We start from the raw sequence: 13,195 nt of genomic DNA, 5'->3' as shown, positions 1-13,195 counted from the left end.
CAATTTACTGATTCGTACCGCCACTGATGGACAGTGATTGATGTTCAAACTATAGCCTTAATGACGATGAGCCAGTGACTACAAAACAAGCCAGTGACTATCATAAGCCAATGGCTATAAGTTTGAAAACTCCGTCATTATACGGTCTTTGAATGAAATGGTCATTAGTGTAACCGCTAGATGTACAAATAACGTCACTCATTACGCGTAAAACCTAGCCTTGGTTGCAAAAACATAACAAACACAGACTTACAGTTCGTCTCTGAACCAAACCGAAAATCTGATTCATTGAGCAAATTTCATTAGACGCCATCCATGCGGCACTATATGATTACCTGTAAAAATAACTATTGCTATGTACTATTATGATAAATTTGGGACAGACATTACTATTGGGTCATCGCGGCGCGCGAGGTGAAGCATTAGAAAACACCTTTATGGGATTTCAACATGCTCAGCGTCTAAAAGCACGTGGATTAACAGGTATTGAATTTGATGTACAGCTAAGCGCCGATGGTCATTTAGTCGTATTTCATGATGACGATCTAACGCGTATGTGTCACCAGCAATCGCGTATTGACCAATTAAGCATGGCAGAGATTCAGCGTCATCGACAGTTTAGTCATCAAATCACTGATCTGGCGAGCATGGCGCCCACGCTCGCAAGCTTTACTTATATTGAGCTTGAGATCAAAACACACGGTCGTACCGATTATGCCAAACTGGTGAGAGCCTTGTCTCACAACTTAATCGATAGTCCTATAGGCGCACTTCCTATTGTTCTGACCAGTTTTGATGTCGAGCTACATACACGGTTACAACGCAACAAACTTCTTAGGCATATACCGCGTGGTTTACTGATTCGTACGCAGGACACGTTAACGACGGCGACCCATACTGCCAAAACCCTTGGCTGTGGTCAGTTAGGCGTTTATTATCCGCTATTGAGCGAGTCATTTATCAGATATAGTCATCGCTATGGTCTACCAGTCAGCGCTTGGACAGTCAATGATATCGACGCCGTCAAACAACTCATAAAATGGCAAACTGATGTCATCATTACCGATTACCCAAGCCAACTACTCTTAAATTAAGCCATTCTCTTGTTTTTTCATTTCTCCCACACAATGTACATATCTACCCTGTTTCTTACACTTTTCCTTCATGCCTGATAAGTCACCTATTATTTTTGCGAATACATTCAATAATCCATACAAGTTATTGTTATTTAGCAATATTTTTATAGTGTATAACTGTTCACTTTATCGAGTTTTTAAGGTAATATAGAGACTTAAATTAATACCGCTAGGGATATTATATGATTGCAAAAAAAGCACTTGGCTTCCCGCTTAAAGGCTTACGTTTCGCTATCAAATCTGGTGACACTTTGCTACAAGCTGCCAGCGTTCAAGTCACACGTTTTAAAACACGTTTCGATGAGAACAAAACGAAAAGCGCCCTCAATGATCAACCTGTTGCTAAACGCGACTACGTTGAGACTGCTGACCAAACGGCGGCTTCTACTACAGATGAAGTCATCGACATGCGCGAATTTGAGTTCACAAAAGCCCCAATCAATTGGATTCCAGCGACTATTTTAGTGGCGACGCCTATTGCCGCGGCTATTATTACGCCATGGTATTTGTTTACTCATGAGGTTAGCGCGCCAGTTTGGGGTGTATTTGGTGCATTTATGGTATGGACGGGTATCAGTATTACAGCTGGTTATCATCGTCTGTTATCGCATCGTGCCTATAAAGCACACCCAGTGGTAAAAAACTTTTTATTACTTGGCTCTACTCTAGCGGTACAGGGTTCTGCGTTTGACTGGGTTTCTGGTCACCGTACTCACCACCGTCATGTTGATCATCGCTTAGACGATCCATATTCAGCAAAACGTGGGTTTTGGTTCAGTCATATCGGGTGGATGCTGCGTAACTATCCTAGTGGTAACTTCGACTATAAAAACATTCCTGATTTAACCAAAGACAAAGTGCTGCAAATTCAGCATAAGTACTACGGTCTATGGGTATTGGCATTGAACGTTGGTATGGTCGCTGCTGTCGGTTGGCTAGTTGGTGATGTATTGGGCACGTTAGTCCTTGCAGGATTACTACGTCTAGTATTGACGCACCACTTTACTTTCTTTATCAACTCGCTTTGTCATATGTTTGGTACGCGTCCTTATACCGATACCAACAGTGCCCGTGATAACTTTTTCTTAGCTATCTTTACGTGGGGTGAGGGTTATCACAACTACCATCACTTCTTCCAATACGATTATCGTAATGGCGTAAAATGGTGGCAGTATGATCCAACCAAATGGTTGATCGTTGGCTTATCGAAGCTTGGCTTAACTACCGACTTGCGTACGGTGGATGATACCACTATCAAACATGCTGAAGTACAGATGCAGTTTAAAAAGGCACAACAGCAAATTGATACGGCGGCAGGCACGGGTCTTGATATTCCTCATGCGATGAAAGCGTTCCAAGATCGTATTAAGTTTGAGTACGATGCCTTTACGCAAACGGTTGAAGAATGGCAAGCTCTAAAAGCCAAAACCATTGAGCTTAAAAAGACAGAGTTTGCTGATCGTTTGCATGAAGTTGATGACAAATTAAAGCATGACTATGCTAAAATCGAGAAGAAGATACTTGAGCATAATAGCAATCTAAAAACAGCGTTTCGCTCTATTGGTCATAGTACCAAGGCCGCTTAATCGCTGCTAGTATAGTTAATCTGATATAAAAAAGGCACAGCGAGAATGGGACTAATTTTTTGATGCCTCTGTCGGCGTAGGCACAGCAAGCAAGAAAAATTGTTCCAGTCTCGTCCTATCGTTTCTTGTGTCCATTTTATTTAGGATCGACTATAAGTTTATGGATAGCTTAATCTTGGTATTTTAGCCGCACTATTTTATGGTTTCTCCTCCCCTCTATCTGCAAAAGATAGGGGGATTTTTTTGCCTGTTATTTTTTCATTCTATTTCGATACGTCACTTTATTTCTCATCAAAGCATGAAGCTTAATTAGCGTAAATTACAAGAGATGGACAGAGTGAAACGATGCGCTAGCAAGGCTATGCTATAGTTAAGTTTCTTATTTATCTCCAGTAATAAATTTACCTTATAATTCGATTTTCTTTCCAATGGGAGCGGCTTTTATGCGTTATCAAAACACCTATGTCAATTTGGATGCGCGTCTTTATCATAAGCAGCCGCCAACACCATTAGATAACCCAAGAGTGGGTCATTTCAACACCCAAGTTGCAGAACAACTGGGGTGGGCGCAAGACGACGATCTAATGACGCGCTGGGTTGACATCTTTGCTGGTCACTACGTGCCAGCTGAGTTTGAACCGCTGGCAATGGCTTATGCCGGTCACCAGTTCGGACAATGGGCGGGTCAATTGGGAGACGGTCGTGGTCTATTGATGGCACAAGTGCGCGATAATAATGACAAGCTACAAGACTTACATTTAAAAGGAATTGGGCTGACGCCTTACTCGCGGATGGGTGATGGCCGTGCTGTCCTACGCAGTACCATTCGTGAATATTTATGTGGTCATGCGCTCACTCAACTGGGTATCCCGTCTTCTAATGCCTTAGGGTTTGTGGTATCAGATACCAGCGTGCGCCGCGAGCGCATGGAAGCCGGCGCGGCGTTGATGCGCGTGGCTGATAGCCATATTCGCCTTGGTCATATTGAATGGATTGCCAGCTTTGCCCCAGATTTACTCGGTGAATTTACCGATTATATGATTGATACTTATTATCCAGAGTGCCGTGACAGTAATACGCCTGTGTTGGCATTTTTGACAGCGGTGGTTGAGCGTACCGCAAGAATGATAGCGGACTGGCAATTGATTGGCTTTGCGCACGGCGTGATGAATACAGACAATTTGTCGATCACCGGAAGTACGCTAGACTTTGGTCCCTTTGGCTTTATGGAACGCTTTGATCCCGCTTGGATCAACAATCACTCAGACCACACAGGGCGTTATGCTTACCAAAACCAGCCTGCTATTGGTCATTGGAATCTCAATGTTTGGCTGACTCATTTTATGCGTCTAGAAGGTGTGACTCGTGAGACATTAGCAGACTGCTTGGCACCTTATGAAGCAACCTTTATGCAGCATTATCAACAAGGTCTATGCCGTAAGCTTGGGCTGCCACATGAAAAGGAAAGCTTATCCTTGGCTTTTGAGTGGTTGACGCTATTAGAAGATAACTTACTCGACTACACCAATAGTTTCCGCGCACTATTGGGTCTGGTAGCGCCAGACGAGCATCCTTATGAGCAACAATTGCTGGCAACGATGACGGCAGAGCTTACTCAGGAAGCGCAAAAAGCGTGGCAAGACTGGTCAATCATTTATTTGGCACAACTAGAGCTTGTACCTTTTGAGCAAGCTGTCAATGACATGAGAACCAATAATCCCGTTTATGTCCTGCGTAATAGCATGGCACAGCGCGCGATTAGTGCCGCTGAACAAGGTCAGTTTGAAGAAGTGGATCGTGTGTTCAATTTACTTGCAAGCCCTTATGATGTTCAAGATATCGCCACTGAGCTTGATACCACGCCGCCTAATCCTAATGCGCCGCAAATGCCCATCAGCTGCTCCTCTTAGTAGAAGCGATTGAGTAATAATAATAACAATAATATAGAGATTACGGTTGATATGCGCCTACAGTCTTTAGTATTATCAAGTGGCGAAATATTGAATATAATTTTAGTATATTATTCGATCAATTCATTACCGCTGGTTAGGTAATGGATTGGCAACAATATCAGAATAACTGTCATTATTGGACGGTTTTTGACCTGATATTTGATCACTGATTTTTGCTCTACCGATGTCACTTTATCCTTTAGTCTTTGTCATTTAATGATTAAAGGGTAGGACATTTTTATAACCATTTCATTTAATACAATTTATTCCAACCATGGCAATTATTATGAATGACGATACCACTTTGAATACGGATAATCTTAGTACAGAAAAAGAGCAGTTTGAACAAGCTGCCTTACATTATCACGAATTTCCACGCCCCGGTAAAATTTCAGTCACCCCTACTAAGCAGCTGGCCAATCAACGCGATTTAGCCCTTGCCTACTCACCTGGTGTCGCCGTACCTTGTCTTGAAATTGCAAAAGACCCAAAATTGGCGGCAAAATATACCGCGCGTAACAACTTGGTCGGTGTAATCACCAATGGTACAGCCGTATTGGGTTTGGGTAATATTGGCCCGCTGGCATCAAAACCTGTGATGGAAGGTAAAGGGGTTCTATTCAAGAAATTCGCCGGTATCGACGTTTTTGATATTGAAATTGCCCAAAACGACCCAGACAAATTTATCGAAGCCGTTGCCTCTCTTGAGCCAACCTTTGGTGGTATCAACCTAGAAGACATCAAAGCTCCAGAATGTTTCAAAATCGAGCGTGAATTACGTGATCGTATGAACATTCCGGTATTCCATGATGACCAACATGGTACTTCAATCATTGTCGCGGCAGCAATGCTCAACGCTTTGCTAATCACTGGTAAAAAAATTGAAGATATTAAAATTGTTTGTTCGGGCGCAGGCGCGGCGGCGATTTCTTGTCTTGATATTATTTGTGCGCTTGGCGTAAACAAAAACAATATCTTGGTTTCAGACTCGCGCGGTATCATCAGTACCAGCCGTGAAAACCTTGATGAAACCAAACAGCGCTATGCTCGTGAAACAACGGCCACAACCATTGAAGAAGTTATGGACGATGTCGATATGTTCTTGGGACTATCAATGCCAGGTACGTTATCAGAAGACATGGTTCGCCGTATGGCAAAAGACCCAATCGTTTTTGCCCTTGCCAACCCAACGCCAGAAATTATGCCAGAATTGGCACACGCGGTTCGTCCAGACGTGATTATGGCAACAGGTCGCTCAGACTATCCAAACCAAGTAAACAATGCGCTATGCTTCCCTTATATCTTCCGCGGTGCATTGGACGTTGGTGCCACCACCGTCAACGAAGAGATGAAAGTCGCTTGTGTCAAAGCCATCGCTGCTATGGCACATGTTGAGGCCACGCCAACCACCAGTGCAAGAAACCTTGAAACCATTCAAAGCTTCGGTCGTGATTACTTAATCCCAGGCCCGCTAGAGCCAAACTTAATCATTGAGATTGCTTCTGCTGTCGCCAAAGCGGCGATGGACTCAGGCGTTGCCACCTTGCCTATCGATGATATGAAAGCGTATCGTCAACGTCTGTCTGAGTTTGTCTACAACTCAGCGTTTGTTATGAAGCCAATCTTTGCGCGCGCTAAAGCCGATCCAAAACGTATTGTCTACTGCGAAGGTGAAGACAATAACATCTTACTTGCAGTGCAAGTTGTGGTGGACGAAGAGCTTGCCAAGCCTATCTTGGTCGGCCGCCCTGCTGTGATTAACGATCATATCGAAAGACTGGGCCTACGTTTAAAAGACGGTGACAACATCACTATTGTCAATCCAGATAACGACCCTCGCTACAAAGACTACTGGCAGGGTTATTATGAAAAAAACAAACGCTGCGGCGTCAGTATCGAGCTTGCTCGCCGCGATGTGCGTCGTAAAACCACCTTAATTGGCTCCTTGTTGGTCGATAATGGCGATGCAGACGGCATGATCTGTGGTACGTTTGGTCATTACCAGATGCACTTAGATTACGTTCAAAACGTTATTGGCAAAAAAGACAGCGTTAACGACTTTTATGCGATGAACGCGGTGTTAATGCAAGATCGTAATATCTTTATCGCGGACACGTATGTTCATGAAGACCCAACTGCTGAGCAATTGGCTGAAATGACGGTCTTAGCGGCCAATCAGTTGCGTCGTTTCAGTATTACGCCACGCGTTGCGCTGGTTTCTCATTCTAACTTTGGCGCCTCAAACCGTGCCAGCGCGGTCAAAATGCGTAAAGTTCATCAGTTATTGACAGAGATGAACGTAGATTTTGAATTTGAAGGTGAGATGCAAGGTGATGCCGCACTTAACGAAATCATTCGTTCAAACCAAATGCCATCAAGTCCGCTAAAAGGCGCCGCGAATCTGCTTATTTTACCAACGCTTGACGCCTCAAACATTGCCTTTAACCTACTGAAAACGGCAACCAGCAGCGCCTCTATTGGCCCTATCTTATTAGGAACCAACAAGCCTGTGCATATCCTAACACCATCGGCAACCGCGCGCGGTGTTGTGAATATGACGGCACTTACTGTGACAGAAGCTCAAGACTTAGAAGTTTAAGATTTGGAGTTTAAGACAAATAGCGCTTTTGATTAAGCGGAGCTCTATCGTTCATTTATAGATACTCTCTGCTATACTAAAACCAGTCAATGCTTTATCGAAGGCATTGGCTGGTTTTTTTTGCGCAAAAACTGAGTGAGTAGAAAAAGAGACAATTATGCAAGTTTATCTCGTGGGTGGTGCGGTACGTGATCAATTATTGGGTCGTCCGATCAAGGACAAAGACTTTGTCGTCGTTGGGGCAACCGTTGCTGCTATGCTGGACGCTGGGTTCCAACAAGTGGGTGCAGATTTTCCTGTGTTTTTGCATCCCACCAGTCACGAAGAGTATGCCCTAGCTCGTACCGAGCGTAAACAAGGCGTGGGTTATCAAGGCTTTAGCATCCACGCCAATCCTGATGTCAGCTTAAAAGATGATTTGGAACGCCGTGATTTAACCATTAACGCACTGGCAATAGAAGTAATCAGTCTCACCGACGACACCCCTATCGATGGTACAGTCATTGATTATTACGGCGGCCTTACTGATATAGACAATAAGGTCTTGCGCCATGTTTCAAGTGCATTTAGCGAAGATCCATTAAGGGTATTGCGAACCGCTCGCTTTTACAGCCGTTATTACGATTTGGGATTTGCCATTGCCGATGAAACCTTGATATTAATGCGTCAGTTGGTTCAATCAGGAGAGCTCACCCACCTAAGCGCGGAGCGTATTTGGCAAGAATCAAGCCGTGCCACCATGCAACTCTCTCCTCATGTGTACTGGCAACAGCTTTATGAGATGGAGGCATTGACCGAATACTTTGCCCCCCTACATGAAGCTTGGCAGGACAGTCTCATTAGAGAAACCATCCAAACTGCCCTATATTTCGCAGGTCAGATGCAACTGAATCTATCACAGCGTTGGGCAATATTGATGGCGAGCCTGAACTTTTCTACCTTTAACACAAACCATAAAGCCTTGTCCTCTGACGAGACGGTATTAAAAGAAATTAATGACATAGGCAATAAGGCAAAAGTGCCAAAAGCACATACCCAGTTTGCCAAGCTCTTTGTTCAACAAGCCAAAAAACTGCATGTCATCGATCGCCTTGATGCGGCTGAAAAGATGACGCTCATTCAAGCTTGCAGCGCGCATAAAGCACCTGATAAGCTCTCACAGCTGCTAGTAGCCAGTCACGTTCTACAGTTGGCAATACAGCACTGTCAGATGATGAAAGCGCTCAGCAGTTTTCACGCCATTGGTATGGAGAACATCGCGGCAGATCTAAAAGGTCCAGCGATCGGCGAAGCGCTACAACAGGCTAGAATTGAACATTTACAATCGCAAATGGTAAAACCTTAACATTGAAATTCTTTTAGACCGTAAAAAAACCAAGTTATGAACCTAGAATACACCGTCACTCAATCAGACAATAATAATGCCCCAGTCATGCTGGTGACTGGTAGCGCCAAACGTATAGGTGCTGCCATCGTTAAAGCGGCTCACAGACAAGGCTATAGCGTCATTATTCATTGCCATCAGAGTGAGCAAGAAGCTCAAACCTTGGCGGCGCAGCTTAACCATACTCGTTCCCATAGCGCCGCCGTTATCGTTGCTGATTTGGCCGTTGTTGAAGAACCTGCTGCCTTAACTGCGTTCGTTGAAGAGGTCATAAATACCTTTGGTCAATTGGATGCGGTGGTACACAATGCCTCACGCTTTTATCCAAGCCCGCTTGGTAGCATCGATCATATTCAGTGGAATGAGCTTTTTTTGACCAATGCAAAAGCGCCTTTACTGCTAAGCCAAGCATTCCTTCCCTATCTCAAAAAGCAACAAGGTTGCATCATTAGCCTACTTGATATCCACGCGCACGATAAACCTTTTCTTAATTATACGGTCTACAATATGGCAAAGGCGGCTCACCGTATGATGGTACAGTCGTTGGCGTTGGAGATGGCGCCAGCGGTGCGGGTCAATGGTGTTGCACCTGGTGTTAACGTCTTGCCTGAACCTGATGGCGACCAAGCGCTGGATAATGAGCAACAACAACGTATTGTTCGTTCGATTCCGATGCAGCGAATCGGTCAACCTGATGAGATTGCCCATAGCGTGCTGTATCTTGTGGACGCCAAGTATGTCACTGGTGAGATCATCGCCGTTGACGGTGGTCGCAGTCTGACGCTGGCGGGAAGCCTTGTTTAGTAGAAAAACCGCACCCGCTCAAAAATATCTTCAAGACTTTTTATCTTTTACTTGAAAAATCGAAAAAATCAGGTATCATTGTGCGTCTAACGTTAGGGCCCATAGCTCAGTTGGTTAGAGCAGAGGACTCATAATCCTTTGGTCGTAGGTTCAAGTCCTACTGGGCCCACCATATTCAAACCCTTATAAACCACGGTTTATAAGGGTTTTTTATTGTCTAACTTTTATGCGAAAACATTAAATGTATGGCGCAAATCTATATAAAGTGGGTTGTCTGTATATACGCTACTTTAATTAACGACCGTTTCCGCTTGAACTAATGCAGTATTTTTATAGCTAAAAGTATAAGCTAACACGATAAGAAAGCAAACCAATGGCAAGGCATAAGCAATATGAGTCCCAAAATGGTCAGCTATTTTGCCCATGAAGTATGGCATTACCGCCCCACCGACAATTGCCATAATCATAAACGAACTGCCAATCTTAGTTTTAGACCCTAGATTCTTTACGCCCATAGCGAAAATAGTTGGAAACATGCTCGACATAAAGAAGAACACGGCAATCGCAGCAATGACGGCAATATAGTCAGCGCCTGAAAGAATCACCGCGCAAAGTACTGTATTAATAATAGCGTAGATCATCAACAGTTTATTTGCCGCAATTTTAGACATCAATGCCGTACTAACAAAGCGTCCAATCAAAAAGGCCAGCATTGCAATGGACAAGAAGTAGGCCCCTTGTTGGCTCGAGCTTTGTGGCCAAGTCTCTACCATGAGGTTAATGAAGAACGCTCCCACTCCAACTTGAGCTGCCACATAGAAAAACAGGGTGATTACACCATATTTAAATTCGCTATGTGACCACATTGAGGTGCTATCTTTTTGAGCATTAACAGCATCGAGCTTTTCTTCATTTTCAAGCAAATTCGGTAGTTTGGCTTTGGCAAATAAGGCAATCAATACCACTACTACCAACGCAATACCTACATAGGTATAGGTGACCGCAGTAAAATCTCCTGAAGCAGCTGAACCACCTTCGCTGAAAAAGAATAATCCGCCAATTAAGGGACCAAAAAACTGACCTAGACCATTAAAGGATTGGGATAAGTTCAGACGCTGTTCTGCAGTCGCCGGGTCGCCAAGTGCCGAGGCGTACGGGTTGGCGGCTGTTTCTAGGCACCCCAATCCTAACGCCAGTACAAATAAGGCAAATAGGAAAAAACCAAAGGTTAACTGCATGGCTGCCGGTACGAACAGCAAGGCACCAATGGCATATAAGGACAAGCCTAAAATGATACCGGCTTTGTAGCCTTTTTTATTAATAAATAAACCTGCCGGCAAAGCAATGACAAAATATGCGCCAAAATATGCAGCCTGAATTAAGCCTGATTGCGCTTTGGTAATATGTAGTGCTTCCTGAAAATGCTTATTTAAAACATCGACTAAACCGTATGAAAGGCCCCACATAAAAAACAGTGTAGTGACCAATATAAAGCCCAATCGGAATTGTGGTTCCGTTATTTTCGCTTTCATGTGTTGCATCCTTGTATATTGTTACGTCCTTGTCGTTTTGATTTATGGGTTTAAATCAAATATCTTCTTCATTTCTACCCATTTTTCATCTATCGCAGCACTTGACAATGGCTGCTGAAATTGAGACATCAATGTCTCCCATTCCACGTTTTTTGGTTCAGACAGCGCAATCTCATTGGCTACGGCTGGATCATAATCATCGCGAGTATCCATGATCATAAAAAGGCGGTTTTCTATTTGCCAAATTTGCATATCCAGCACACCGCGCTGCTTAATATTGGTAGCAATTTCAGGCCAAATGTTTTGGTGAAAATGCTGGTACTGCTTTATTTTTTCTACATCCTTAATAAGATCGAGTGCTAAACAATAGCGTTTCATTTAAGCGCTCCTGCTTAAAATATTTTAGCGAGATTGGCTTATTGCTAAGCTCGTTTCGTCTAATCAAGTCAATGCCCGATCTAAGTGGGTATAACCACCATCTACAAATAGCAATTGACCAGTGGTATGTGAGGAGCGTTCCGACAATAAAAATACAGCGGTGTCTGCAATTTCTTGATCAGTGGTCATGCGATGGCCGAAGGGAATATTTTTGGTAATGCGATCCAGCTTTTCTTGCGGATTGTCAAAGCTATCTATCCAGCGCTGATAGAGTGGTGTCATTACTTCTGCTGGCAATACCGCATTCACGCGAACACCATCATTGCGATATTGCGCCGCCCACTCACGGGTTAAGGCCAAACGGCCCCCATTGGATGCCGCATAACCACTGGTATGTCCTTGACCAGTTACCGCCACTTTGGAACCAATATTGACGATGCTGCCTTGACTGTTTTTGAGGTGGGCAATGCAGTAATGCGCCATAACAAAATAATGAATTAGGTTTTTATCGAGTGACTGTTTAAAAGCCTCAACGCCATCTTCCAAACCCACGTTGTCATTGACGCCAGCATTGTTCACCAGACCATCCAACTGACCATACCGCTCAACCACAGCGGTTACTTCTCGTTTGCACGCCTCTTCATGCTGCAAATCCAGTTTATGAAAGGAGTAGACGGCTTGCTGCATTTCTAGCGCTTCGATAAACGCCGGTTTTAAGTCTGACCGCCCAAAGATAGCTACTATAGCCCCTTCCTGCGCCAATGCTAAACTGATAGCGCCGCCAATACCTGCACCACCCCCTGTCACGATAAATACCTTATTCTTTAGTTTAAAATCCATTTAAACGTACTCCTGATTTTGTTTGCTATTGCTGTCTCGAATTCACCTAAACTTGCCTATACATTTTTCATAATTTATACAGGCGTTGAGCAGTACCACTCTCGACTTGTTGCCGCTCTGAGTCACTCCACTGCCACGACCACTGTTTCCAAAAACTCATCAACTGGGTATAGGAATGAGTAGCATAGGACACCGGCCAGTCTGAACCCCAAACTAAGCGCTTTGGACCAAATAGCTCTAATGCTGTATCGAGATGGGCTTGGAAATCTTCCGCTTTACAGTTGGGGCCACCTTCAGTGACTAAGCCCGATATTTTTAAATTGACATGATTTAGCGGCACCAATCGTTGCATCATTTTGACCCAACACTCAAAACCCGCTTTACTATACATTTGCGGTTTGGCTAGATGATCGACCACCAGCTCATAACGGTCGTGACGCTGGCAAAACTGCACCGCTGCATCGAGATCTTTTTGATGGATTAAGACACCGTATAACAACTCTGCCTGCTGAATTTTTTCGACGCCTATATTAAACCCTTTATGATGGTTCATATACGCACTAGGATTTTTTTCGTCCTGTAACATATGACGAAAGCCTTTCATTTTTGGATTTCGCTTAAACACCTCCAACTGCTGATCGGCATCCTGTTCAAAATCGAACCACCCGACTATCCCTTTGATCAACTCATGCTGCTGAGCAAGGTCATTAAGGTAGTCGTTTTCTGCGGTGCACGGTCTGGCTTGCACTGCAATAATGCCATCGATATTGTCAGTAAGTTGCGGGCATAAATCTTCTGGCAGCATATCCTTTGCAATGGGCGCTAACTCTCCTTGAATCCAAGGCAAATCATCCGCAGAATACTGCCAAAAATGTAAATGGCTATCGATCACTTAACACTCCTTGTTAACAGCTTTCTATACATTTGATGGTCGCGCTTGAGCAAACATCAGTACAATTAAAGATCATAAGCGGAATTTTACTT

Annotated in this window: 10 protein-coding genes and 1 tRNA gene; 7 read left to right on the top strand and 4 right to left on the bottom strand. The window is 43.9% G+C overall.

Features of this window, described 5'->3' with window-relative positions:
• Positions 1-365: 365 nt before the first annotated feature.
• From AAJP47_RS06935 to AAJP47_RS06905, 7 genes are all read left to right on the top strand, one after another.
• Positions 366-1,094: a glycerophosphodiester phosphodiesterase gene (locus tag AAJP47_RS06935; RefSeq protein WP_346717182.1), complete on the top strand. Its 729-nt coding sequence runs from the start codon at positions 366-368 to the stop codon at positions 1,092-1,094.
• Positions 1,095-1,543: 449 nt separating this feature from the next.
• Entirely contained in the window at positions 1,544-2,722 is a 1,179-nt protein-coding gene (locus tag AAJP47_RS06930) for an acyl-CoA desaturase (RefSeq protein ID WP_346717457.1), read from the top strand.
• A 443-nt stretch (positions 2,723-3,165) separates the two neighbouring features.
• Positions 3,166-4,632: a protein adenylyltransferase SelO gene (locus tag AAJP47_RS06925; protein WP_346717181.1), complete on the top strand. Its 1,467-nt coding sequence runs from the start codon at positions 3,166-3,168 to the stop codon at positions 4,630-4,632.
• A gap of 328 nt (positions 4,633-4,960) precedes the next feature.
• A complete protein-coding gene (locus tag AAJP47_RS06920) occupies positions 4,961-7,273 on the top strand; it encodes an NADP-dependent malic enzyme (RefSeq protein ID WP_346717180.1) in 2,313 nt (770 codons plus the stop codon).
• Positions 7,274-7,430: 157 nt separating this feature from the next.
• Positions 7,431-8,618, top strand: coding sequence for a tRNA nucleotidyltransferase/poly(A) polymerase-related protein (locus AAJP47_RS06915; RefSeq protein ID WP_346717179.1), 1,188 nt, complete (start codon positions 7,431-7,433; stop codon positions 8,616-8,618).
• A gap of 36 nt (positions 8,619-8,654) precedes the next feature.
• Positions 8,655-9,461 carry a pteridine reductase gene (locus AAJP47_RS06910; RefSeq protein ID WP_346717178.1) on the top strand — a complete coding sequence of 269 codons (807 nt, stop codon included), beginning with the start codon at positions 8,655-8,657 and terminating at the stop codon, positions 9,459-9,461.
• A gap of 95 nt (positions 9,462-9,556) precedes the next feature.
• A tRNA-Ile gene (locus AAJP47_RS06905) sits at positions 9,557-9,633 on the top strand.
• 118 nt (positions 9,634-9,751) lie between these two features.
• Here AAJP47_RS06905 and fucP read toward each other — a convergent pair.
• The 4 genes from fucP to AAJP47_RS06885 all read right to left on the bottom strand — a co-directional run bounded on the left by fucP (position 9,752) and on the right by AAJP47_RS06885 (position 13,103).
• The gene (fucP, locus tag AAJP47_RS06900) at positions 9,752-10,993 is read right to left on the bottom strand and encodes an L-fucose:H+ symporter permease (RefSeq protein WP_346717177.1); all 1,242 of its coding nucleotides are present in this window, start codon (positions 10,991-10,993) and stop codon (positions 9,752-9,754) included.
• Positions 10,994-11,035: 42 nt separating this feature from the next.
• Positions 11,036-11,371: an L-rhamnose mutarotase gene (locus tag AAJP47_RS06895; protein WP_346717176.1), complete on the bottom strand. Its 336-nt coding sequence runs from the start codon at positions 11,369-11,371 to the stop codon at positions 11,036-11,038.
• A gap of 63 nt (positions 11,372-11,434) precedes the next feature.
• Entirely contained in the window at positions 11,435-12,211 is a 777-nt protein-coding gene (locus AAJP47_RS06890) for an SDR family oxidoreductase (protein ID WP_346717175.1), read from the bottom strand.
• A gap of 67 nt (positions 12,212-12,278) precedes the next feature.
• Positions 12,279-13,103, bottom strand: a complete 825-nt coding sequence (locus tag AAJP47_RS06885) for an amidohydrolase family protein (RefSeq protein ID WP_346717174.1) — start codon at positions 13,101-13,103, stop codon at positions 12,279-12,281.
• Positions 13,104-13,195: the final 92 nt, after the last annotated feature.

It is taken from the genome of Psychrobacter halotolerans, assembly GCF_039680845.1.
GTDB lineage: Bacteria > Pseudomonadota > Gammaproteobacteria > Pseudomonadales > Moraxellaceae > Psychrobacter.
Note: the sequence above shows the minus strand (reverse complement) of the source record. Positions and strands in the feature narration are given on the sequence as shown.